The organism is Sphingobium sp. TomTYG72 (assembly GCF_055394715.1).
On the sequence record NZ_AP027336.1, the window covers coordinates 781,656 to 805,649 of the forward strand.

A 23,994-nucleotide genomic window follows, 5' to 3' on the forward strand; every position below is an offset into this window, starting at 1 on the left:
GCTCTCTGCGATGTTGCTGCCGATGCTGCTGGCTTCCCCTGCTGGCGCATCGGTAGATCGGTCGAGCGCGCTGCATGCCTATGCGCGGGGCAGGTTGGCCGACAGTGATGGAGCGACGCGCATCGCGCTTAACAGCTATCGCGATGCACTGGTCGGTGATTCGGACAATGTGGAGGTCGCGAGGCGTTCCTACCTGCATGCCCTGCTGAGCGGGGACATGGCTCTGGCTCTGCGATCGGCAAGGCTGCTTGACGCCAAAGGCCTGATGCCGAGGGACGGTACGCTCCTGTTCCTTGGCGAAGCTTTGGCCCGTAAGGATTGGAAGGCGGCCGGTCAGATCACGGATCGGGTCGCGGCTGAAGGCAATTTCGGCTTTCTGGCGCCGATAATCCGCAGCTGGATTGCGGTGGGCGAAGGCCGGGTTGCGCCGCCAGAGATCGACCCGGCGGATCGCTATGCCTCCCTCGCGCGCCGATACATTGATGAGCATATCGCGCTCCAGGCGCTTGGCCGTGGAGACATTGCGGATGCTGGGCTGGCGATCAATCGCGCGCTGGGGCTGCGCACGGTCGAACTCGCCGAAATGCGGCTGACCTTCGCGGCGCAGCTTGCGGATCGGGGCGCGAGAACGGAGGCGATGGCTTTGCTTCCCGATGGGCGTGCCGATTATGCTCTGGCGCGGAAGGATATCGCGCGCAAACGCGGAGCCGGGGAAGCGGGGCGAGCGCTGACGCCAGCACAAGGGTTTGCCCGCCTGCTTGCGCGTTTGGCTGCAGACATTTCGTCTGATGAGAGCACCCGTATGCTGGCGATCAGGCTGGCTCGCATCGCCAGCTTCGCCAATCCCGGCGGCGCTGATGACAGGCTGGTCCTGGCGCAATTGCTGACCGAAGCTGGGCGCGGGGAACAGGCTGTGTCTGAACTGAACCAGGTCGCGCCAGAAGGTTGGTTTGGGTCGCTTAGGCAGGCGGCGATGGTCAATGCACTCGCGGCGTCTGATGACCGCACGGCAGCAATATTGCTCGCCCGCTCTTTGGCTAAGGCGCCTGGTGCGGACGTGGATCATATGGTGAAGCTGGGGCAGTTGCTGGCCCAAGCGAAGGATTTCACCGGGGCTGCTGATGCTTTCCGGATGGCCGAAGGGCGCTACGGCGCGGACAATGTCCCTTGGGCTCTCTTGCTGATGCAGGGCAGTGCGCTTGAGCAGGCGGGCCGCTGGGACGAAGCGCGCGGAGCCTTGGAGCGCGCCGCGAAGATCGCGCCCAATGAACCCGCGGTGCTGAACTATTTGGGCTACGCTCAGATCGAACGGCGGCAGAATGTTCCGGCTGCGCTTGAACTTCTGAAGAAGGCGAGCGCCCTGAAACTAGACGACCCGTCCATAACGGATTCTCTTGGATGGGCGCATTTCGTGACTGGAGATGTGGAAACGGCGGTGCCGGTGCTGGAGCGTGCGGCAGAAGGCGCTCCCGCTGATGTGACCATCAACGAGCATTTGGGCGACGCGTTATGGGCGGCCGGACGCCGCTATGAAGCGCGCTACGCCTGGCGGGCTGCGGCTGTCTTCGCGGAAGGAGAAGTGGCGGCGCGACTTCAGGCGAAGGTGAAAACGGGGATGACGCCAGAATATGTCGCGCCCTGAAGCTGCAATGTTGGTGGAAACCGCCTTCGCCAAGGTGAATCTGGCCCTGCATGTGCGTGATTGGCGGGCGGATGGCTATCATGCGCTGGAAAGCCTGTTTGTCTTTGCGAAAGACGGAGACCTCCTCAGCGGGAGTTTAGGTCATGGAGAGGAAATCAGTCTGACGCTGGATGGGCCGTTCGGGGAGGCGTTGGGCTCCGGCACGGATAATCTCGTCATGAGAGCTGCCCGAGCGTTGCAGAACCATCTGGGTGAAGCGCGCGGCGCAGTGTTGAAGCTGACGAAGAACCTTCCGGTGGCATCGGGCATTGGCGGCGGGTCCGCCGATGCGGCGGCGGCGTTGCGATTGCTGGACCGGCTGTGGGACGCACGACTCCCCGGCGCTGAACTGGAGCGCATCGGCCTGTCACTGGGTTCGGACGTGCCGGCCTGCGTCAGCAGCGTTACGCAGATGGTGCGTGGGCGGGGCGAAGTACTCGAGGCGCTGGACGTGCGAGGCTTGGAGGGGACCGTGATGCTCCTGGTCAATCCAGGTGTCGGCGTTTCCACGGCCGATGTCTTCAGCCGATGGGACCAACTGGATCGAGGCCCCTTGACTGCCACTACCCTCGACGATGTGATCGCAAGCGCGCGCAATGACCTGGAACCGGCGGCGATCGCGGTAGCGCCCGTCATTGCCGACGTGCTTTCACTGCTACGGAAGCAAGCGGGCGTCAGGCTGGCTCGGATGTCAGGGTCCGGCGCAACCTGTTTTGCGTTATTCAATGATCCGGGTGAGGGAGCAGCGGCTGCGCGCGCAATATCAGCGATGCAACCCCGCTGGTGGGTCATGGAAACGGAGATTCGCAGAGCGTGAGCGAGGCATTTACGCAAGTTGAGGGCGGCCCGACCGACCTTCTGATCATCGCGGATCATGCGTCGGCTCATGTGCCTGCCGACATCGATCTGGGTATCGATCCTGCCCTGCTGAGCAACCACATCGCCATAGACATCGGAGCGGCCGAGGTCAGTCGGTTACTCGCGGAGCAGCTGGGATGTACCGCGATATTGGGTGGTGTTTCCAGGCTTGTGATCGACCTTAATCGTGAGGAAGACGCGCCGGGCCTGCTACCCGTGATGAGCGACGGCCATGTCATTCCCGGCAATCGCCATGCAGACCTTTCCGACCGGATGATCCGCTTTCATCATCCCTATCATCATCAGATTGGCCGACTGCTCGACGGAATGACGTCGCCTTTCATCCTCTCAGTGCACAGCTTCACGCCGCAGTTGGCAAGTGACCCCGAGACAGAACGGCCATGGGACATCGGCGTGCTTTACAATGAAGATGACCGTGCGGCCCGCATCGCCATTCCGATGCTGGAGGAGGCTGGCCTGATGGTCGGCGATCAGTTGCCCTACTCGGGGCGGCTGCTGAACGCGACAATGAACCGTCATGCCGAAGCCAATGGCATACCTTATCTTGGTATCGAGATGCGGCAGGATCTGGTGAGCGATGGCGAAGGACAAGACCGCTTCGCCAGCATAATCAGCCCTATCGTGCTACAATGCCGCAATAGCCTTGCGTGACTCGTCCCTTTTTGGAAAGGAGGCGCGCAAGAAGGGTAGGTTTTATGTCTCATACATTCGACAAGTCGAAACTGCCGAGCCGCCACGTCTCGGTTGGTCCGGAGCGCGCTCCGCATCGTAGCTATTATTATGCGATGGGCCTGACCGAAGAAGAGATTGGCCGTCCCTTCGTAGGTATTGCTTCGGCGGGCAATGACAGCGCACCTTGCAACACGACGCTCGACATGCAGGCGGACTTCTGTCGTCAGGGCGTGAACGAAGCAGGCGGCATGCCGCGCCGGTTCAACACCATCACCGTCACGGACGGCATCGCAATGGGCCATCAGGGCATGAAGAGCTCGCTGGCGAGCCGCGAAGTCATCGCGGACTCGGTCGAGCTTTCGGTTCGCGGCCACTGCTATGACGCTCTCGTCACTTTCGCGGGATGCGACAAGTCGTTGCCGGGGATGATGATGGCGATGCTGCGCCTGAATGTGCCGTCGATCTTCGTTTATGGCGGGTCGATCCTGCCGGGCCGTTTTGAAAATCGCGACGTTACCGTCGTCGATGTGTTCGAGGTGGTCGGCAAATATGCGGCGGGTGCCTGTCCGCTGAAGGATGTGATCGCGCTGGAAAAGGTCGCTTGCCCCGGACACGGCGCTTGCGGCGGTCAGTATACGGCGAATACCATGGCCTGCGTAGGCGAGGCAATCGGCCTTTCGCTGCCGAACAGCAACATGGCGCCCGCTCCCTACAAGAGCCGCGAAGAGGTCGCCGTCGCCGCCGGCCGTCAAGTGATGGAACTGTTGGCGAAGAACATCCGTCCGCGTGATATCTGCACTCGTGAAGCCTTCGAGAATGCGGCCCGCATCGTCGCTGCGACGGGCGGCTCGACAAACGGAGCGCTGCACTTGCCCGCTATGGCGAACGAATGCGGCATCGATTTCGACCTGTTCGACGTGGCGGAAATCTTCAAGTCGACGCCTTACATCGCTGACCTCAAGCCCGGCGGTAAATATGTCGCCAAGGATATGTATGATGCTGGCGGCGTCTACATGCTGATGAAGACGTTGTTCGACAACGGCCTGCTGCATGGCGATTGCATGACCGTCACCGGCAAGACTATCGCCGAAAATATCGAGGAAGTGACCTGGAATCCGGACCAGAAGGTCATCTATGACGTCAAGTCGCCGATCACGCCGACCGGCGGCGTTGTGGGCTTGAAGGGGTCGCTTGCTCCCAATGGCGCGATCGTGAAGGTCGCGGGCATGCACCGCCTCCAGTTCGAAGGGCCTGCCCGCGTTTTCGATTGTGAGGAAGACGCTTTTGCGGCGGTCGAAGCGCGCGACATCGCCGAAGGATCGGTTATCGTCATCCGCTACGAAGGCCCTAAGGGCGGTCCCGGCATGCGCGAGATGCTATCGACGACTGCCGCGCTCTACGGCCAGGGCATGGGCGAGAAGGTGGCGTTGATCACCGACGGACGCTTCTCCGGCGCGACGCGCGGCTTCTGCATTGGCCATGTGGGACCGGAAGCTGCCGAGGGAGGTCCGATCGCGCTGGTCGAGAATGGCGACGTCATCGCTATCGACGCCGAAGCGGGCACGATCGATCTTAAGGTTTCCGAGTCCCTGCTGGCCGAGCGGCAGAGGAACTGGAAGCCTCGCCAGAATGATTATCAGTCAGGCGCTCTGTGGCGCTATGCACAGAATGTGGGACCGGCTTACAAGGGGGCAGTGACGCATCCGGGAGCAAAGACCGAAACCCATGTCTATGCGGATATCTGAACAGATCGCCGGGGCGGGGCTGATGTGCCTTGCCCTGGCAGGCTGTGATCAGGGCGAAGGGGCGCATAGCCCCTTTGCGAACTCTGCATCGGAAAAGAGGGCTCTTGCGGACTGCGCGATCGGTGCCGACGCCAAATGGGCGCGTACTTGCCTGGTTGAGCAGGACGGACAGCTTCTAACCATCCGCCACCCCGATGGTGGGTTCCGCCGCTTTCATATTCTGGGAGACAGGCGGGGTTTAGCATCGGCTGATGGCGCGGAGCCCGCGAAGATCGCCATAATTAGCGACGCTGTTATCGAAGTAAGCGCGGGTCAGGATCATTATAGGCTGCCAGCAACCATCCCTCCGGCGGCTATGCCATGATGGGGACGGCCATCCTGACTGCCGACCAGATGCGGCAAGCCGAGCAGGCCGTGTTCGCGAGTGGTATTCCAGAATATGAACTCATGGAGCGCGCAGGGGCCGCTGCGGCAGAGGTCATTTGGCGCGCGGGCGGTCGGCGAGACCTTCTGGTGCTGTGCGGTCCAGGTAATAATGGCGGCGATGGCTTTGTCGTTGCCCGTTTGCTGCGGGCGCGGGGCGTGCCTGTCCGTGTCGCGGCATTGGGGGAAAGCCGCACGGATTCGAGCCGCCGTGCACGGGCAGCATGGAATGGGCCGATCGAGTTCCTCAATGACGCTGGTTCGGCAACCCAGCTGGTCGATGCTCTATTCGGCACGGGGCTTTCGCGTGGGCTGGATAGAGCTGTCGCCGAACGACTGAACAGCCTCAGGCAGCGAGCGGGTCTCAGCTACACCATCGACCTGCCGAGCGGGGTCGATACGAACAATGGTGCGCTGCTGTCCCCGGTGCCGCAATTCGACGTCTGTATTGCGCTGGGGGCACTCAAGCCTGCTCATGTGCTGCATCCTGCGGCCGGTACGTTCAAGCGGCTGATTTGTGTGGACATTGGCGTGGGCGGTGACGGGGCCGTTCATAGGCTTGCTCCGCCTCGCCTGACAGCGCCGGGAGCAACAGATCATAAATATAGCCGTGGACTGGTAGCCATAGTGGGCGGCAGCATGGCGGGGGCAGGGCGGCTTGCTGCCGAGGCTGCGGCGCGCTCCGGCGCAGGCATGGTTCGACATCTGGTCATGGACACAACTTCTTCCGCTGCGAACGCCATCGTGACGTTGCGGGCTGGCGAGCCTGATCAGGTAAAGGCGCAACTTCAGGACGACAGGTTTGCGGCGGTGCTGGTCGGGCCTGGCTTGGGCCTTGATGAGCATGCAGCCGATCGTTTGAAGGCAGTGCTGCAATGCGGTCATCCACTGGTGCTCGACGCTGACGCACTAACATTGTTGGCAACGGGGCAGGTGGGGCCAGTTCCGCCTTCGTCGATCCTGACGCCACATGAGGGGGAGTTCGTGCGGCTGTTTGGCGATCTGCCCGGTAGCAAGATTGATCGAGCGGCTGAAGCAGCCCAGCGAACGGGGGCCATAGTGATCCTCAAAGGATCGGATAGCATCATCGCGGCACCCGATGGCCGCGTTGCTGTAGCAACCAGCGCGTCATCCTGGCTATCGACAGCCGGGACGGGGGATGTTCTGGCAGGCCTGGCTGCTGGACGGCTGGCGGTTGGGGGAGACCCGTTTCGCGCGGCGAGCGAAGCCGTGTGGCTTCATGGCGAGGCAGCGAGACGTGCAGGAGCGGCGTTTATTGCGGATGATTTGATCACCCGGTTGCCAGCGGCTATCGCCTCCCGCCTGTGACCGACATCGACAATGACCTTATAATTCGCATCGCCGCAAAGGGCGATGGTGTAACCGCCGACGGGAGGCACGTGCCGCTCGCAGCGCCGGGAGACAGGCTGGCGGCCGATGGCAGTCTTTCAACTGGTCCCCATCATGTTGAAGCTCCCTGTATTCATTTCCCCGCCTGTGGTGGGTGTGAACTGCAGCATGTCGATGAACAAAGCCTCGCTGAGTTCGTCACGGGGCGCGTGACCGGCGCCTTGACGGGGCAGGGCCTGACGGTGCCATTGCTGCTGCCTCATTTGTCGCCGCCCAAGACACGGCGCCGCGCGTCATTACGCGCCGCTCGGGAGGGGCGACGGATCGCCATCGGTTTTGCTGAATCGGGTAGTCACAAGCTGATCGATCTTGCGATGTGCGAGATATTGGAGCCTCGGCTTTTTACCCTGATCGAGCCGCTGAGAGCGTTGCTGCCCCTGATCCTGCCGGATAGGCGAGCGGCGCATGTTCGCATGTCCCTCATCGATCAGGGCGTGGACCTGCTTTTGGAGAATGTTCAGGTTTCCGGCTTGGCGGCGGACGAGGCGTTGCGTGACTTTGCTGCTGTTCACAGCTTGGCGCGATTGACGATCGACGAAGGCGATGGCCAGCAAACGCGGTGGGAGCCTGAGCCGGGCACGATGACATTTGGTGGCGTTGCCGTAGCCTTCCCTCCCTTCGCCTTTCTTCAGGCCACGCCGGATGGGGAATCTGCTCTGCTGGGGGTCGTGAGAGAGGCTCTACCCGTAAGCGGTGCGGTTGCCGACCTTTTTAGTGGGCTTGGTACTTTCGCCCTGGGCATCGGTAAGGAGCGTCCGGTTTATGCGGCCGAGGGTGCGCGCGATCTGGTGCTGTCGCTCAAACTGGCGGCCAATCGGGCACAGCGGCGAATGGTTGCCGACCATCGCGATCTGTTCAGGCGGCCGCTGGTTCCTGAAGAGCTCAATCGGTTTGCAGCGGTGGTGATCGATCCGCCACGCGCGGGCGCGCGGGAGCAGGTGATGCAGTTGGCGGCGTCAACAGTGCCGGTGATCGCCTATGTTTCGTGCAACCCGGCGAGCTTTGCCCGCGATGCGGCGCATCTTGTGGCGAGCGGATATGTTTTGGACAAGGTGAAGCCGGTCGGCCAGTTCCGATGGTCGACCCATGTCGAACTGGCGGCGGTCTTTCGCCGACCTTAAAGAAAATCCCTCGCCACATATTTGCGGCGAGGGACAGGCACCCTCTCCAAAGGGGAGCTTGAGCCTTTTAGCCCAGCTTGATGACAGTTGCGCGACGGCGTGCCGGAACCGGATCGGCGTAAAGGCTGGCCATAGGCTCGTCCTCCACCTCAATGACCGCTTCTGACGTGAAACCGTTGAAGCCGGTGCGCATCGCCGCGCCATATGCGCCGAGCATGCCGATTTCGATATAATCGCCCGCCACCACATCGTCGGGCAGCATGAACGGACCCACCATGTGATCCATGTCGTCGCATGTCGGGCCGTAGAAGGAGAAACCGGTCAGATCCGCCTCGCTCTCTTCCTCGCGCAACAAGGCAACGGGGAAACGCCAGCCGATATGTGCAGCGTCGAACAGCGCGCCATAGGCACCGTCGTTGATGTAGAGTTCGGTGCCGCGACGACGTTCTACCCGAACGATGATGGAGCTATATTCCGCAGACAGCGCGCGGCCGGGTTCGCACCACAGTTCCGCCGAATAGCTGATCGGCAGGCTTTCAAAGCCGCGGTAGATAGCGTCGAAATAGGCTTCCAGCGCAGGCGGTTCCATGCCGGGATAAACGGACGGGAAGCCGCCGCCGACATCGATGATATCGACCGTGACGGCCGCATCGACAATGGCGGCGCGGACACGCTCGATGGCGTCGCTGTAGGCCTGTGGGCTCATCGCCTGGCTGCCCACATGGAAGCAGATGCCAAGGGCGTCGGCCGCCTGACGGGTGGCCATCAACAGTCCACGGGTCTCGCCCAGTTCCGCGCCGAACTTCGACGCAAGGCTAAGTTCGGAATGCTCCGACGAGACGCGCAGGCGCACGCACAGTTCCAGGTCCGTCGCTTCATCGGTCGCGCGGACAATCTTTTCCAACTCGTCCATCGTGTCGAGAGAGAAGGTGCGCACGCCATGGACGTGGTAGGCTTCGGCAATCGCTTCCTCGGCCTTGACCGGGTGCATGAAGCACAGCTTGGCATCGGGCAGCGTTTGCGCAACGAGCCGCACCTCGGCGATGGACGCCACGTCATAATGCGTAGTCCCGCTATCCCACAGGGTCCGGAGAAGGTCCGCAGAAGGGTTCGCCTTGACCGCATAGAGCGAGCGCCCCGGAAACTTCTGAGCGAAGAATTGGGCGGCCCGGGCTGCTGCCTGGGGACGAATAAGCGTTACCGGTGCTGCCGGTTTGAGGGCGGTCGCTACCCCCAGCGCGCTATGGTGCTTGTGCAACTCAAGGGACCTCCAGTGTAGTTCAGGGCATTAAAGCTGCCTTGCGGTGGAAGTCCCATGGGGCAGCGGAACGGCGATATATGCGGCAGGTGCCCCCCTGTAAAGCGCACCGATAAATTTTGTTGCGCGGGTCGCTACGAAATGTGCGTCAGGAGAGACGGGCCTTGAAGTCCTGGTAGGAAAATCGGCGGATTTCCTTGAGTTCTCCGGTTGCCGAGTTCCAGAGCCAGATGCTTGGAAGCGGTACGCCGTTGAAGGTGTTGGTCTTTACCATCGAGTAGTGCGCCTGATCGAGAAAGGCGATCCGCCGCCCTGGAGTCGCGCCGCCGGGGACTCGATAGTCGCCGATGATGTCGCCCGCTAGGCAGGATGGCCCACCGAGTCGCGTCACGGGTCCCTCTTCCTGCTCGTGAAGCATGGCAGGGCGATAAGGCGCCTCGATTACGTCGGGCATGTGGCAGGTCGCGGAAATGTCGGTGATGGCGACAGGCATGCCATTGTCGATGACGTCGAGAATTTCTCCGATCAGGATGCCTGCGTCGAGCGCCATTGCTTCGCCGGGTTCGATGTAAAGGTCGAGGCCGGTCTGCGCCTTGATCCGCTGGAGAAAGGCAATCAGGTCGTCGATCTGATAGTCGGCGCGGGTGACATGATGGCCGCCGCCGAGGTTCAGCCATTTGAGGCTGCCGACATGGGGCATGACGCGTGATTCGATCGCTGCCCAGGTGCGTTCTAGCGGCAGAAAATCCTGCTCGCAGAGATTGTGGATGTGGAGGCCATCGACGCCTTCAAGATGTTCGGGGCGGAGTTGATCGACCGGGAAGCCGAGGCGGCTGTGGGGTTGCGAGGGGTCGTATTTGGGCACTTCTCCTTCCGCGTGGAGGGGATTTATGCGCAGGCCGATGTCGAAGTTCACACCGTTCATCCGAGCATCGTCGATGATGGGTTTCAGACGCGCAATCTGACCCGGGCTGTTGAAAATGACATGGTCGGAGATTTTGAGGATTTCAGCGAGATCATCAGGTTTGTAGGCGGCGCAATAGGTCGCGATTTCGCCGCGATATTCCTCATGGGCGAGGCGGGCTTCGTAGATGCCCGATGCGCAGACCCCGTCGAGATATTCGCTGATGACGCCGCCCAGCGACCACATGGAGAAGGCTTTTAGCGCGCCCAGCACCTTGATGCCCGCGCGGTCGCCTATGTCACGCAGGATGGCGAGGTTGCGGCGGATCGCAGCCTCGTCCACCACGAAAGCGGGGGAGGGGACGCGGTTCAGGTCGAAATGCGCGAAGGCGGCGGGGTCGCCGGCTTTGGTTTCCATCAACAATTCTCCGTCACCCAGCGGAGGCCGGGGTCTCAGGCGAGAGGGCGCAGTATAGAGGCACGAGGTCCCAGCCTTCGCTGGGGCGACGGGCTATTTAGAAGTCCAGCGGCGCTTCCAGTTCCTTCACCTGCCAGGGCAGGCCGTGCTTGTTCAGCATGTCCATGAAGGGATCGGGATCAAATTGTTCGATGTTGAACACGCCTTCGCCTCTCCATGCACCGGTCAGCATCATGGCGGCGCCGATCATCGCGGGGACGCCGGTGGTGTAGCTGACCGCCTGATTGCCGGTTTCGGCATAGGCGTCCTCATGATCGCAGACGTTGAGGACGTAGACGGTCTTCTGCTGGCCGTCCTTCATGCCGGTCGCGACGTCGCCGATGTTGGTCTTGCCCTTGGTGGTCGAACCCAGGCTCGACGGTTCGGGCAGCACGGCCTTCAGGAACTGGAGCGGGATGATTTCCTGGCCATTGTAGATGACCGGATCGATGCGGGTCATGCCGACATTCTGAAGGACTTCCAGATGCTTCAGATAAGCGTCGCCGAAGGTCATCCAGAAGCGGATGCGTTTGATTTCCGGGTAGAATTTCGCGAGCGACTCCAGTTCCTCATGATACATGAGGTACATGTTCTTCTCGCCGACCTGATCGAAGTCGAAGACCTGCTTGTGCTTGAGCGCCGGGCCTTCGACCCACTTGCCGCCTTCCCAGTGGCGCGAGGGGGCGGTCACTTCGCGGATGTTGATTTCCGGGTTGAAGTTGGTCGCGAAATGCTGGCCGTGGTCGCCGCCATTGCAGTCCAATATGTCGAGCGTGTCGATGCGGTCGAGCAGATGCTTCTTGATGTAGGACGCGAAAACGCTGGTGACGCCGGGGTCGAAGCCCGAACCCAGCAGCGCCATGATGCCCGCTTCCTTGAAACGGTCCTGATAGGCCCACTGCCAGCTATATTCGAACTTCGGCGTGTCGCGCGGTTCGTAATTGGCGGTGTCGAGATAGTCGGTCTTGGTCGCGAGGCAGGCGTCCATGATCGCCAGGTCCTGATAGGGCAGGGCCAGATTGACGACCAGCTTGGGCTGAACCTTCTCGATGAGCGCAATGGTTTCCGCGACATTGTCGGCATCGACCTGCGCCACGTCGATGGTGACGCCGGTGCGAGCCTTCACCGATTCGGCGACCTTTTCGCAGCTGATGAGGCGGCGGCTGGCGAGCGTGATATGGCTGAAAATGTCAGGATTCATCGCCATCTTGTGAACCGCGACAGACCCGACGCCGCCCGCGCCGATGACCAGAACCTTGCTCAATTCCACTGCTCCATAGGTGAAGCGCGCCCGTTGCGCGAAAGCGCCCATATAGGGGGTGAGCGTGACAGCGCAAAGTCAGACATAAGCTACCGCCGTTCGTTTCGAGCGAAGTCGAGAAATGACATGTTTGCGCTTGCCGTTTTTCGACTACGCTCGAAACGAACGGAGGGGGGCTAGAAGCTCGCGCCGTCGACCTTGTTGATCGTGAGCGCGTCGATTTCCACCGAGGGCACGCAGCGCAGGTTGACGGCGCGGATCGGGCCGTTCGGGGAATCGCCTTCCGCAAAGGATTGCGTGCCGCAGATGTTGCAGAAGCGGTGCGTGATCTTGTGCTTGTAGAATTGATAGTCGGTTAGCTTGTCCTCGCCGCTGTTTAGCGTGAACTGGTCGGCGGGCACGAAGGTGAGGAGGAAGCCCTTGCGGCTGCAATGGGAGCAGTTGCAGGACATGGCTTGGGTGGGGGCGTCGGCGGCGACGGTGAAGGTGACTGCGCCGCAGTGGCAGCTTCCTATGTAGGGCATGGGGGGCTCCTTTGGAGTGGAGGTTAGGCGCCCGACTATGGGATGCGAACTGCTGACTTCAAGCGAATCCAGCAGATTCTGAAGGTGGGTCGTACACATCCCCAAAATCTTTTGGGATATATTGTCCGCATTGATACCGGTCCCCTCAGCTATCGAGAGAGCTTGCCGATTAGTTAGGTCTTCGACATTAAGTAAACATGATCCACTCTCCCAAACCCCTGACCCAAGAACACTGCTTTGCTTTGGTGGGCAAGTTTATGTTCTGCTTTGCCATGATGGAGAGCGCTATCAACGACGCGGTGAAAAGTGCAATGTCGATGGGTGACTTAGATGCGGCTATTATGCTCGCAAATATGGATTTGAGCCGTAAACTTTACATCCTGCGATCAGCGAATGCGCTTCGATCTACCCATTCCGAGAAAACGGCAGACGACAATATAAAAGAAGCGCAGGAGCAATTAGAAGTGCGTAATATCGTCGCGCATACGGTGTTCGGTCCTACATCTGATGGGAAGGTGAAGTTTCTGACGATCAAAGCCAAGAGGCAGCTTCAATATCCTGATGTCGAATGGTCTATCGACGATTTTAATACTCATTTCGCCAAAATGTACCGGCTGTCGAAGGGGTTTAAAGAAATCGGTGAAATGTTCACGCCTGGCACATCCGCCAATATTTTGTCTAGTATCATCCAGCACGGGGTGCAGGCTATGCGCACGGTTGACGAAAATAACGGAACGCCTGCCTCTTAGAATGCAAGGATCGACCTGTTTGCTATCATTATGTTCTTACAGAAGCTAAATGATCTTACAGAAGCGAGGAGGGCTGCAAGAGCTAGGTGGTGGCAGGACTTAACTCACCAGCCTCTTCAACCCTTCCACCGTATCCGCCTCCGCCGCAGGCTTATCCCGCCTGATCCGCGCGATCCGTGGAAAGCGCATCGCCAGCCCGGACTTGTGCCTTTTGCTGTCGTGGATGCTGTCGAATGCCACTTCCAGCACCAGTGACTTTTCCACCTCGCGGACGGGGCCGAAGCGGTTGACCGTGTTGGTGCGTACGAAGCGGTCCAGCCATTTCAGTTCCTCGTCGGTGAAGCCGCTATAGGCTTTGCCGACGGGGAGGAGTTCGCCTTCCTCCGTCCAGCAGCCGAAGGTGTAGTCCGAATAAAAGGACGAGCGCTTGCCGTGGCCGCGCTGGGCGTACATCATGACGCAGTCGGCGGTCAGGGGATCGCGTTTCCATTTATACCAGAGCGCGGCCTTGCGCCCGGCGACATAGGGGCTGTCGCGGCGCTTGAGCATGACGCCTTCGATCGCGGCGTCGCGGGCGCCTGCGCGGATGTCGGCGAGGCTTTCGAAATCGGGGGCTTCGATCAGGGCGGATATGTCGAAGCGGTCGGGGTTCAGGGTCGGGACGATGGCTTCGAGACGGGGGCGGCGTTGATCCCACGGCAGGGCGCGGAGGTCTTCGTCGGCGTGGAGGAGGATGTCGTAGAGGCGGACGAAGGCGGGGTAGTCGGCCATCGTCTTGGCCGTCACCGCCTTGCGGCCGAGGCGTTGCTGGAGGGCGTTGAAGCTGGCCGCCTCGCCCCCCTGAAATTCGCCTTTGACGAGGAGTTCGCCGTCGAGGACTGCGTGGGCGGTGAAGGCCTGTGCGATTTCGGGAAAGCTGGCGGTGATGTCGTCTCCGGCGCGGCTGTAGAGGCGGGTCTGCTCGCCCGTGCCGACGATCTGGATGCGGATGCCGTCCCATTTCCATTCGGCGGCATAGTGGGTCAGGTCCACGCTGTCGGCTTCGAGTGGGTGGGCGAGCATGAAGGGGCGGAAGAAGGGCGTGCCTGCCGGGTCGGGGCGGCCGGACCTGCCCTCGGCCCAGTCGAACAGGGCTGTGTAGGGTGGGCTGAGGGCGTGCCAGCATTCCTCCACATCATCGACGTCGAGGTTGAAGGCTTGGGCGAAGCCGGTCTTGGCGAGGCGGGCGGAGATGCCGACGCGCAGGCCTCCGGTGGCGAGCTTGAGGAGGGCGAAGCGGCCGGACGCGTCCAGGTGGTCCATCATTTGGGCGAGGGTGGCTGGGGCTGCGGCTCGGCTGACGCTGTGCAGGCGGTCGATGATGGCGGAGAGGGTGAGGGTGGCGTCGTCTATTTCTGCGGGTTGGTCTTCGCGCTTGGGCCAGAGAAGGGCGACGGTTTCGGCGAGGTCGCCGACATAGTCGCGGCTCATTTCGAAGAGGACGGGGTCGGTGCGGGCGCGGATCATCTCTCCGATGGCGGAGGCTTTGACGGCTTTTATGTCGAGATTGCCGGTTAGGGCGGCGAGTGCCCAGCCTCGATCGGGATCAGGGGCTTCGCGCATGTAGCGGGCGATGAGGTCCAGCTTGCCGTTGCGGGAGCGGGTGTAGACGAGGCCGTCCAGGAGTTGGGAGAATTGTCTCACAGAATGAAACCTCTCTTCCGTTCGGGCTGAGCTTGTCGAAGCCCTTTACCTCTCTTCAAGAAAGAAAAGCCCTTCGACAGGCTCAGGGCGAACGGCGATAGGGGGCGTTTGGTGATCATCACCCCTCATCCTCATCTTCGCGGCCGACCAGTTCCAGCGCTCGCGCGCGCAGCTGGTGGGTCATGCACCAGTGGAGCAGGGCTTCCTCGCGGCCGTGGGTGATCCAGGTTTCGGATGGAGCGACTTCGCGGATGGTGCTGGTCAGTTCGTCCCAGTCGGCATGGTCGGAGATGACGAGCGGCAGTTCGACATTCTTCTGCCGCGCGCGCTGGCGAACGCGCATCCAGCCTGATGCCATGGCGGTGATCGGGTCGGGCAGGCGGCGGCTCCAGCGGTCGTTGAGGGCGGATGGGGGAGAGACGACGATGTGGCCGCGCATCTCCTTCGCCGGAACGCCGGTGGCGGGGCGGAGTCCGCCGGGGTCGATGCCGAAATCCTGATAGAGGGCGCACATGCGCTCCATCGCGCCGTGGATGTAGATGGGGTCGTGATGGCCGCGTGCTCGGACTTCGCAGATCAGGCGTTGGGCTTTGCCTAGTGCATAGGCGCCGACGAGGACGCAGCGGTCGGGATGGGCGTGGAGTGCGGCGAGCAGGCGGTCGACTTCGCTGCCGGTGTCGGGATGACGGAAGACGGGGAGGCCGAATGTGGCTTCGGTTACGAAGATGTCGCAGGGGACTGGCTCGAACGGCTTGCAGGTGGGATCGGGGCGGCGCTTGTAGTCACCGGTGACGATGACGCGCTCCCCTGCATGTTCGAGCAGGATTTGGGCCGAGCCGAGGACATGGCCTGCGGGAATGTAGGAGATGTCCACCCCGCCCATACGGACTTGCTCGCCATAGCCGACGGGCGTGCCGTTCGCTGTGCCGTAGCGAAGCGCCATGATGGCAAGTGTTTCTTGGGTCGCCCAGACATGGCCGTGGCCGCCGCGCGCATGATCGGCATGGCCGTGGGTGACGAGCGCGCGTTCGGCTGGCTGTGATGGATCGATCCAGGCGTCAGCGGGGCGGACGTATATTCCGGTGGGGTGCGGTTCGATCCAGTGGGGCATATCCATCCAAGAAGATGGGAAATGCCCCTATTGTTCCGCAAGAGGTCCGGTTAGGCGGCCTTCTTGAGTTCCAGTTCCAGCCGATCCCAGATTTCGACCAGCGCCTGCACCAAGTCCCGCATCATCTCCACGGTATGTGCGGGGCCGGGCGTGAAGCGCAGCCGCTCGGTGCCGCGCGGGACGGTGGGGTAATTGATGGGCTGCACATAGGCGCCATATTCGGCGAGCAGAATGTCGCTGATCCGCTTTGCCTTGACTGGGTCGCCGACCATCAGTGGGACGATGTGGGTGACGGACGGCATGACCGGCAAGCCCGATTCCGCCATCAAACGCTTGAGCGTAGCAGCGGCGGCCTGCTGGCCTTCGCGTTCTTCGTTCGACTGCTTGAGGTGGCGAACACTTGCAAGGACGCCCGCGACCAGGACGGGCGAGAGTGACGTCGTGAAGATGAAGCCCGGCGCATAGCTGCGGATCACATCGACGATCATCTGGTCGGCCGTGATATAGCCGCCCATGACGCCGAAAGCCTTGCCTAGCGTACCTTCAATGATCGTCAGGCGATGCGCGACATCGTCACGTTCGGAGATACCGCCGCCGTGTGCGCCATACATGCCGACCGCATGGACTTCGTCCAGATAGGTGAGCGCGTTGAACTCGTCGGCGAGGTCGCAGATCTCGGCGATGGGGGCGACGTCGCCATCCATCGAATAGACGCTTTCAAAGGCAATCAGCTTGGGCGCGTCAGGGTCTTCGGCGGCGAGCAGTTCGCGCAGATGGTCGACGTCATTGTGGCGGAATACGCGCTTTTCGCAGCCCGAATTGCGGATGCCCGCGATCATCGAGGCGTGGTTCAGTTCGTCGGAAAAGACGATGCAGCCGGGAAGCAGCTTGGCGAGAGTGGACAGCGCCGCTTCGTTCGACACATAGCCGGACGTGAACAGTAGAGCCGCTTCCTTGCCATGCAGATCGGCCAGTTCAGCTTCCAGATCGACATGATAATGAGTGTTGCCGCCGATGTTGCGGGTGCCGCCGGAGCCTGCGCCGACATCGTGCAGCGCCTCTTCCATGGCGGCGACGACCTTGGGATGCTGACCCATGGCGAGATAGTCGTTGGAGCACCAGACGGTGATCGGCTTCGGGCCATTATGGCCGTGGAAGCAGCGGGCGTTAGGGAAGGCACCCTTGTTCCGCAGGATATCGATGAACACGCGGTAACGGCCTTCGCTATGAAGCCGGTCGATCGCCTGCGCGAAGATATGCTTGTAGTTCACGTAACGCCCTAGTCCCTTAGTGGCCCGCATTCCCCTCTTGCGGGCGTTTACCTGCTGCGGCGCCTCATTACCAGCGATAACCGTTCGCAGCGTTAGGGAGAATTACCTATCACGATGATAGAGGAAATTGGGAGTGGACCAAAGGTCTCACCCCTCAAAGCGCTTCCATCTGGGTAAGGCCGAAGTCGGCGAGCGCGGGAGCGAGCGCCGCCACGCTGTTGTCGAGGCGCGTGAACACGGCTCTTCCGGACGGGGGCGAGGCTGGCCAATCCTGTCCTTGTGTCAGATAGGCGATGCGGCGCGCGATGCCTTCCCCGCCGTGGACGAAGGTGAGGGGCCTGGGTGCGGCGGCCGAGAGTTCCGCCTCCACCAGCGGGAAGTGCGTGCAGGCGAGGACGACCGTGTCCATAAGGTCGCCGCCGGGCTGATCGAGAAGGCCAGCAAGCGCGTCGTGGGCGATAGCCGGGTTCAAAGGCTCGCCGCGCAGCTTGGCTTCGGCCAGTTGGACAAGGGCGGCAGAACCGTGACGCAGGACGGTGCAGTCTGCTCCGAACTCGGCGGTGAGGCGATCGACATAGGGCTGTCGCACGGTGGCATCGGTGCCGAGCACGCCGAAGACGCGGCTTTTGGAAAGAAGCGCGGCGGGCTTGATAGCGGGGACGGTGCCGACGACGGGGATGTCGAGCGCAGCACGGACAGCGGAGAGCGCGATGGTCGAGGCGGTGTTGCAGGCGATCACGGCGAGGCGCGGGCGGAAGCGTTCGACCAGGCGACCGAGCAGTGCGGGCACACGGGCGGCAATCTCCGCCTCGCTCTTCGTTCCATAGGGGAAGCCTGCGCTGTCGGCGGCGTAGACGATAGGGGCGTTGGGCAACGCTGCGCGTGCTGGCGCGAGGATGGAGAGCCCGCCGACGCCGGAATCGAAGAAGAGCAGTGGGGCTGATTGGGCGACCTTCATTATGGCGCACATGTCGCGGGTGAGGATGAGGCTGTCAATATTGGGGTCTCCTGATCCGCCCTGCGCCGAAGGCGTGGGGAGGATTTGTTTCGGTTGGGGCAGCTTCGCCATTGCCCCCCACGGCGGCAACGCTATGGTCGCGCCGCAATCATTTCGGCGAGATCATGAACCCTCCCTGGCTACTTCCCACATTCGTCCTGCTGATATCCTATCTGCTGGGGTCCGTTCCCTTTGGCCTCCTGCTGACGCGAGTTACAGGCGCCGGGGATTTGCGGCAAATCGGGTCGGGCAATATCGGCGCCACCAACGTGCTGCGGACGGGTCGCAAGGGGCTGGCAGCGGCAACCTTGCTGCTTGACCTGCTAAAGGGCGCGGCGGCCGTCCTGATCGGCGCGGCGTTGATCGACAATGGCGGGCCGATGGCGGGCGCGATGGCCTTTATCGGGCATTGCTATCCGGTGTGGCTGCGCTTTGCGGGGGGCAAGGGCGTGGCGACGATGATGGGCGTGGTGACCGCGCTGCACTGGCCTGCGGGAATAGTGTTTGCGCTTGTATGGCTGGGCGCGCTGTTCGGGACGAAATGGTCTTCAGTTGGAGGCATGGCGGCGGGGATCAGCGCACCGGTTGCGTTGTGGTTCATGGGGCGGTTTGATCTGGTTCCTGTAGCACTGGCAATGACGCTGATCCTGTTGTGGCGGCACCGGGCCAATATCGCGCGGCTTGCGAAGGGAACCGAACCCAAGATCGGGGCTGCCAAAGAGTGAGCGAGCAGGAGCGGTTCGATCGCCTCCGCCTGATCCGTTCGCCACGCATCGGGCCGGTAACTTTCCGGCAGCTGATGGCGCGCTTCGGAAAGGCGGGAGAGGCTTTACGGGCGGTGCCGGAGCTTGCCGCGCGGGGCGGCGGGAAGGCGGCTGTGGCGGACGCAGGCGCTGTCGAGCAGGAGATTGCCCGCAGCCGGGCGCTCGGCGCGCGCTACTTGCTAATGGGGGATCAGGACTATCCCTTTCTGCTGGAACAGATGGATGGTTCGCCGCCTGCGTTGATTGTGCGCGGCGATGTCGGCCTAACCGGGCGGCAGTGCGTGGCCATGGTGGGTGCGCGAAATGCCTCTGCCGCCGCCTGTCGTTTCGCGCGGACGCTGGCGCAGGAATTGGGACAGCAGGGCGCGGTGGTGGTGTCGGGCCTTGCGAGGGGTATCGATACGGCCGCGCATCAAGGGTCGGTGGGAACCGGGACGATCGCGGTCATCGCCTGCGGCATCGATGTCGTGTTTCCGCCAGAAAATGGCGACTTGCAGGAGCAGGTGGCGAGTGAGGGTCTGCTAGTTACGGAGCATCCTCCCGGTACGCAGCCGCTCGCGCGTCACTTTCCGGCGCGTAACCGCATTATCGCTGGATTGGCCGCAGGGACGGTGGTCGTGGAAGCGGCGCCCAAATCGGGATCGCTCATCACGGCGCGCCTGGCTGTCGAGGCCGGACGAGAAGTCATGGCGGTGCCGGGATCGCCAGCCGATCCACGGGCGCAAGGTTGCAATCACCTGATCCGCGAAGGCGCGACGCTGGTGCAGAATGGCGCGGACGTGATCGAGGCGATTGGAGGCATCGACGCAAGGATGGTGCGGCAGGGGCGGCTCGACTTCAGCGGCGCACCGGTTTCATCCGATGTGGCGGGGCAGCAGCGGGAGGTCGTTCTGGGCCTGCTCGGCCATGCGTCGGTGCCAGTCGATGAGATCATTCGTTTGTCCAGCCTTTCCCCAGCCATTGTTCAGACCGTGCTGCTGGAGTTGGAACTGGCCGGTCGGCTGGAACGTCATGCGGGCGGCAAGGTAAGCCTGTCGTGATGCTCTTGACGCAGGGCACCGCCGCCTTCCAGACTCGCGCGTGTACGTGAGAGAACTCAAAAACCGGGGCATGAATGCAGCTTGTCATCGTTGAATCGCCAGCCAAGGCGAAGACCATCGAGAAATATCTGGGCGGCGATTTCCACGTCCTCGCCAGCTATGGCCATATCCGCGATTTGCCGCCGAAGGACGGGTCAGTGGACCCCGACAATGGCTTTGCGATGTCGTGGGAAAATTATGGGGACAAGGGCAAGCAGCTGAAAGCCATCGCCGATGAGGCGAAGAAGGCGACGCGCTTGATCCTGGCGACTGACCCTGATCGCGAAGGGGAGGCGATCAGCTGGCATGTGCAGGAAGTGCTGCGCGCGAAGAAGGCGCTGCCCGCGACCGTGGACCGGGTGACTTTCAACGCGATCACGAAGGCCGCAGTGCTGGACGCGATGGCGAAGCCTCGCGCGCTGGATGAGGATTTGATCGACGCCTATCGGGCGCGGCGGGCGCTTGACTATCTGGTGGGCTTTACACTTTCGCCCGTGCTGTGGCGCAAGCTGCCAGGGGCCAAGTCGGCGGGGCGTGTGCAATCGGTCGCGCTGCGTCTTGTCGTTGATCGCGAGCGTGAGATTGAGAGCTTCGTCGCTCAGGAATATTGGTCGGTCGCGGCTGAGATGGAGCAGGGGGGGCAGGGCTTTACCGCGCGGTTGGTACGTTGGAAGGGCGAGAAGATCGACCGGCTGACCATCGGCAAGGAAGGCGACGCCATGGCCGCGAAGGCGGACGTGGAGGCCGGGCGCTTCACCGTCGAGAAGGTCGAGACGAAGCCCGTTTCGCGCAATCCTCCCGCGCCGTTCACGACGTCGACATTGCAGCAGGAGGCCGCGCGCAAGCTCGGCTTCTCCGCCAGCCACACGATGCGGATCGCGCAGCAGCTCTATGAGGATGGCGCGATCACTTACATGCGTACCGATGGCGTGCAGATGGATGGCAGCGCCATTTCCGCCGCGCGCAAGGCGATCGCAGAGCGCTATGATGGCGGCTATCTGCCGGAGAAACCGCGACAATATCAGACCAAGGCCAAGAATGCGCAGGAAGCGCACGAGGCCATTCGCCCGACGGAGTTCGGGCGGGACAAGGTTGGATCGGGCGATCATGCGCGGCTGTATGACCTGATCTTCAAGCGGGCGCTGGCGAGCCAGATGGCTTCGGCCCGGCTGGAGCGGACGGTGATCGATTTGGTAGATGGCACTGGGCAGCATGCGCTGCGCGCGACAGGTCAGGTGGTGATCTTTCCGGGCTTCCTCGCGCTCTACGAAGAAGGGCGCGATGACGCCGAGGATGACGACAGCAAGCTGCTGCCGCGTCTCGTGGCGGGCGACGCGCCGGCCAAGAAGAAGGTGACGGCCGAGCAGCATTTCACTCAGCCGCCGCCGCGCTATTCGGAAGCATCGCTGGTCAAGAAGCTGGAGGAACTGGGGATCGGGCGGCCTTCCACCTACGCCTCGACTCTGCAGGTTCTCAAGGACCGCGACTATGTGCGGGTGGAAAAGAACCGCTTCTTCGCCGAGGAAAGCGGACGGCTGGTGACAGCGTTCCTTGAGCGCTTCTTCGAACGCTATGTGTCCTACGACTTCACGGCGGGGCTGGAAGATGAGCTGGATGAGATTTCTGGTGGCCGGGCGCAATGGCAGGCCGTTTTGGAGGCCTTCTGGCGCGACTTCAAACCGAAGACCGCCGAGGTCATGGAGCAGAAGCCCTCCGACATCACGGCGGAGCTGGACAAGTTCCTGGAACCGATGCTGTTCCCGTCGAAGGCTGACGGCAGCAACCCGCGTGCCTGCCCGATGTGCGGCGATGGACAGCTGGCATTGCGTGGCGGCCGGTTCGGCGCGTTCATCGCCTGCTCCAACTATCCGGAGTGCAAATTTACGCGCAAGTTCGGGCAACCGGGCGGCGGCGATGGCGGTGATGACAAGGGGCCGGAGGTGCTGGGGCAGCATCCCGAAACCGGGCAGGACATCGTGCGCAAATCGGGGCGCTTTGGTCCCTATATCGAAATGGGCGAGGGGAAGGAGGCCAAGCGCGGATCGATTCCCAAGGACCTGCCTGATGGCGAAATGACGCTGGATTGGGCGGTCAAGCTATTGAGCCTTCCGCGTGAGGTCGGGCTGCATCCGGAAACGGGCAAGCCGATCGTAGCGAATATCGGACGCTTTGGGCCTTATCTGCTGCATGACGGCAAATATGGTCGGCTGTCCTCCACCGCCGAGATTTTCGAGGTGGGGATGAATAGCGCCGTCGCCAAGCTGGCGGACGCGGCGAACAAGGGCGGGCGCGGTGGCGCCTCGCGTGAGCCTTTGAAGGTGCTGGGCAAGCATCCGCGTACCGAGGCCGAGATCAAGCTGATGGCGGGGCGTTATGGCCCTTATGTCACGGACGGTACGACCAATGCGACCTTGCCCAAGACGATCGAGCAGGATGCCTTGACGCTGGAGGAAGCGGCGCAGTTGATCGACGCGCGCGCCGCCGCGGCGCCTGCGAAGAAGGGGAAAAAGAAGGCGGCGCCCAAGAAGGCTGCGGCGAAGAAGCCTGCTGCCAAGAAGGCGCCCGCGAAGAAGAAGGCGGCGGCGGAGTAGATCTCCCCCCACCTCCCGTTCGGGCTGAGCTTGTCGAAGTCTCTTACTTTTTTGAAAGGAAGAAGAGCCCTTCGACAGGCTCAGGGCGAACGGGGATAGATGAGTGCTACTCCACCCAATCAAGCCCGATGTCGCGGTAGATGAAGCGGTCGTCTTCCCAATCTTCCTTTACCTTGACGTGGAGGTAGAGGTGGACCTTGACACCCAGCAGTTGCGCCAGCTCGGCGCGGGCCTTTGAACCGATTTCCTTGAGGCGCTGGCCACCCTTGCCGAGCACGATGGCGCGCTGGCTGGAACGGCCGACGAGGATCTGCTGATGGATTTCGACTGAGCCATCCTCGCGTTCCTTATATTGTTCCGTATCGACCGCAGCCGCGTAAGGCAGTTCGGCGTGGAGCTGGTGATAAAGCTGCTCGCGGGTGATTTCGGCGGCCAGCATGCGGTCGGTTGCGTCGGAGACCTGATCTTCCGGAAAGTGCCAGGGGCCTTCGGGCATGGCATTGGCGAAAGCGGTCTTGAGCTCGGGCAGGCCGTCGCCGGTCGCGGCGCTGATGAAGAATGTCTCTTCGAAGCCAACGCGTTCGTAAAGCTTCTGGGTGTGGACCAGCAGCTTCTCCTTGATGGCGATATCGACCTTGTTGAGGATCAGCCATTTGCGTTCGGGCCGGTGTGTCAGCGCCTCGATGATCGGCTCCATCTTTGAGCCGAGGCCTGCCTTCCCATCGACAATCAATGCAATCAGGTCAGCGCCTTGCGCGCCGCCCCAGGCAGCCTGGACCATCGCGCGATCAAGGCGGCGCTTTGGTGCAAAGATGCCGGGTGTGTCGACCAGGACAATCTGCGTGTCGCCTTCGATAGCGACGCCCATGACGCGGGTGCGGGTCGTCTGCGCCTTGGGGCTGGTGATCGCGACCTTTTGGCCGACCAGGGCGTTGACCAGTGTGGATTTACCAGCGTTGGGGGCGCCGACTATGGCGATGACGCCGCAGCGTTGGGATTCAGGATCAATCGTCAAACAAAAACTCCGTTCGCCCTGAGCTTGTCGAAGGGCTCTACTTTAATTTTGGGCGCGCCAATGTGGAGACTAGTCTCCAATCTTCTCGGATCAGAGCGAGCTTTTTGGCTCTGCTCCAGCCCTTGATTTGGCGTTCGGCTTCTAGCGCCTCCATACGGGTTCCGAACTCCTGCGACCAGACCAGTTTTACCGGGCGGCGGTTTTGCGTGTAGCCGGGGATCGCGCCGACTTCATGCTGAGCGATCCGGGTTTGCAGATCGTCCGTGTGGCCGATGTAAAAACTGCGGTCGGCGCAGTGGAGCATGTAGGTGTAGAAAGGCATGTTGGCTCGAAGAAGGGAAGTGGAGCCCTTCGACAAGCTCAGGGCGAACGGGGGTAAGTAGCACGTTGGAAGGCGGGA

Annotated in this window: 20 protein-coding genes; 10 read left to right on the top strand and 10 right to left on the bottom strand. The window is 62.0% G+C overall.

The genetic code is table 11. The features are described from left to right. Positions 1–10: 10 nt before the first annotated feature. The 6 genes from ACZ5U1_RS04065 (at position 11) to ACZ5U1_RS04090 (ending at position 7,931) form a co-directional block, all read left to right on the top strand. A complete protein-coding gene (locus tag ACZ5U1_RS04065) occupies positions 11–1,642 on the top strand; it encodes a tetratricopeptide repeat protein (protein WP_464779481.1) in 1,632 nt (543 codons plus the stop codon). After that, entirely contained in the window at positions 1,629–2,498 is an 870-nt protein-coding gene (locus ACZ5U1_RS04070) for a 4-(cytidine 5'-diphospho)-2-C-methyl-D-erythritol kinase (protein ID WP_464779482.1), read from the top strand. The genes ACZ5U1_RS04065 and ACZ5U1_RS04070 overlap by 14 nt, the downstream gene beginning before the upstream one ends. Continuing rightward, positions 2,495–3,211, top strand: coding sequence for an N-formylglutamate amidohydrolase (locus ACZ5U1_RS04075; RefSeq protein WP_464779483.1), 717 nt, complete (start codon positions 2,495–2,497; stop codon positions 3,209–3,211). The genes ACZ5U1_RS04070 and ACZ5U1_RS04075 overlap by 4 nt, the downstream gene beginning before the upstream one ends. Before the next feature lie 44 nt (positions 3,212–3,255). Further along, positions 3,256–4,977 (top strand): dihydroxy-acid dehydratase, encoded by a 1,722-nt coding sequence (ilvD, locus tag ACZ5U1_RS04080; RefSeq protein ID WP_464779484.1) that lies wholly within the window; start codon positions 3,256–3,258, stop codon positions 4,975–4,977. A gap of 360 nt (positions 4,978–5,337) precedes the next feature. Beyond that, positions 5,338–6,729 carry an NAD(P)H-hydrate dehydratase gene (locus ACZ5U1_RS04085; RefSeq protein ID WP_464779485.1) on the top strand — a complete coding sequence of 464 codons (1,392 nt, stop codon included), beginning with the start codon at positions 5,338–5,340 and terminating at the stop codon, positions 6,727–6,729. Next, positions 6,726–7,931 (top strand): class I SAM-dependent RNA methyltransferase, encoded by a 1,206-nt coding sequence (locus ACZ5U1_RS04090; protein WP_464779486.1) that lies wholly within the window; start codon positions 6,726–6,728, stop codon positions 7,929–7,931. Before ACZ5U1_RS04085 ends, ACZ5U1_RS04090 begins: the two co-directional genes overlap by 4 nt. A gap of 67 nt (positions 7,932–7,998) precedes the next feature. Here the strand turns inward: ACZ5U1_RS04090 and ACZ5U1_RS04095 are convergent, their stop codons facing one another. From ACZ5U1_RS04095 to ACZ5U1_RS04110, 4 genes are all read right to left on the bottom strand, one after another. Next, the gene (locus ACZ5U1_RS04095) at positions 7,999–9,189 is read right to left on the bottom strand and encodes a type III PLP-dependent enzyme (RefSeq protein ID WP_464779487.1); all 1,191 of its coding nucleotides are present in this window, start codon (positions 9,187–9,189) and stop codon (positions 7,999–8,001) included. A gap of 148 nt (positions 9,190–9,337) precedes the next feature. Then, on the bottom strand, positions 9,338–10,510 hold the full coding sequence (locus ACZ5U1_RS04100; RefSeq protein ID WP_464779488.1) for a carboxynorspermidine decarboxylase: 1,173 nt from the start codon (positions 10,508–10,510) through the stop codon (positions 9,338–9,340). Between the two features lie 97 nt (positions 10,511–10,607). Next, entirely contained in the window at positions 10,608–11,813 is a 1,206-nt protein-coding gene (locus ACZ5U1_RS04105) for a saccharopine dehydrogenase family protein (RefSeq protein ID WP_464779489.1), read from the bottom strand. A 173-nt stretch (positions 11,814–11,986) separates the two neighbouring features. Beyond that, on the bottom strand, positions 11,987–12,334 hold the full coding sequence (locus ACZ5U1_RS04110; protein WP_464779490.1) for a GFA family protein: 348 nt from the start codon (positions 12,332–12,334) through the stop codon (positions 11,987–11,989). 197 nt (positions 12,335–12,531) lie between these two features. Here ACZ5U1_RS04110 and ACZ5U1_RS04115 point away from each other — a divergent pair, with 197 nt between their 5' ends. Next, positions 12,532–13,083 carry a hypothetical protein gene (locus ACZ5U1_RS04115; RefSeq protein ID WP_464779491.1) on the top strand — a complete coding sequence of 184 codons (552 nt, stop codon included), beginning with the start codon at positions 12,532–12,534 and terminating at the stop codon, positions 13,081–13,083. A 99-nt stretch (positions 13,084–13,182) separates the two neighbouring features. Here the strand turns inward: ACZ5U1_RS04115 and ACZ5U1_RS04120 are convergent, their stop codons facing one another. The 4 genes from ACZ5U1_RS04120 to murI form a co-directional block, all read right to left on the bottom strand. Next, positions 13,183–14,766 (bottom strand): cisplatin damage response ATP-dependent DNA ligase, encoded by a 1,584-nt coding sequence (locus ACZ5U1_RS04120; RefSeq protein WP_464779492.1) that lies wholly within the window; start codon positions 14,764–14,766, stop codon positions 13,183–13,185. A gap of 118 nt (positions 14,767–14,884) precedes the next feature. Further along, positions 14,885–15,877, bottom strand: coding sequence for a ligase-associated DNA damage response exonuclease (locus ACZ5U1_RS04125; protein ID WP_464779493.1), 993 nt, complete (start codon positions 15,875–15,877; stop codon positions 14,885–14,887). Positions 15,878–15,927: 50 nt separating this feature from the next. After that, the gene (gene hemA, locus ACZ5U1_RS04130; RefSeq protein ID WP_464779494.1) at positions 15,928–17,148 is read right to left on the bottom strand and encodes a 5-aminolevulinate synthase; all 1,221 of its coding nucleotides are present in this window, start codon (positions 17,146–17,148) and stop codon (positions 15,928–15,930) included. A gap of 154 nt (positions 17,149–17,302) precedes the next feature. Then, positions 17,303–18,106 carry a glutamate racemase gene (gene murI, locus ACZ5U1_RS04135; RefSeq protein ID WP_464779955.1) on the bottom strand — a complete coding sequence of 268 codons (804 nt, stop codon included), beginning with the start codon at positions 18,104–18,106 and terminating at the stop codon, positions 17,303–17,305. Positions 18,107–18,270: 164 nt separating this feature from the next. Here murI and plsY point away from each other — a divergent pair, with 164 nt between their 5' ends. The 3 genes from plsY to topA all read left to right on the top strand — a co-directional run bounded on the left by plsY (position 18,271) and on the right by topA (position 22,579). Beyond that, complete coding sequence (gene plsY / locus ACZ5U1_RS04140) at positions 18,271–18,870, top strand: glycerol-3-phosphate 1-O-acyltransferase PlsY (protein ID WP_464779495.1); 600 nt, start codon at positions 18,271–18,273, stop codon at positions 18,868–18,870. After that, entirely contained in the window at positions 18,867–19,949 is a 1,083-nt protein-coding gene (gene dprA, locus ACZ5U1_RS04145; RefSeq protein WP_464779496.1) for a DNA-processing protein DprA, read from the top strand. Before plsY ends, dprA begins: the two co-directional genes overlap by 4 nt. 74 nt (positions 19,950–20,023) lie before the next feature. After that, a complete protein-coding gene (gene topA, locus ACZ5U1_RS04150; protein ID WP_464779497.1) occupies positions 20,024–22,579 on the top strand; it encodes a type I DNA topoisomerase in 2,556 nt (851 codons plus the stop codon). Between the two features lie 106 nt (positions 22,580–22,685). Here topA and era read toward each other — a convergent pair whose 3' ends face one another. Next, positions 22,686–23,594: a GTPase Era gene (era, locus tag ACZ5U1_RS04155; protein WP_464779498.1), complete on the bottom strand. Its 909-nt coding sequence runs from the start codon at positions 23,592–23,594 to the stop codon at positions 22,686–22,688. A gap of 37 nt (positions 23,595–23,631) precedes the next feature. Further along, positions 23,632–23,916, bottom strand: coding sequence for a GIY-YIG nuclease family protein (locus ACZ5U1_RS04160; RefSeq protein WP_464779499.1), 285 nt, complete (start codon positions 23,914–23,916; stop codon positions 23,632–23,634). Between the last annotated feature and the right edge of the window lie 78 nt (positions 23,917–23,994).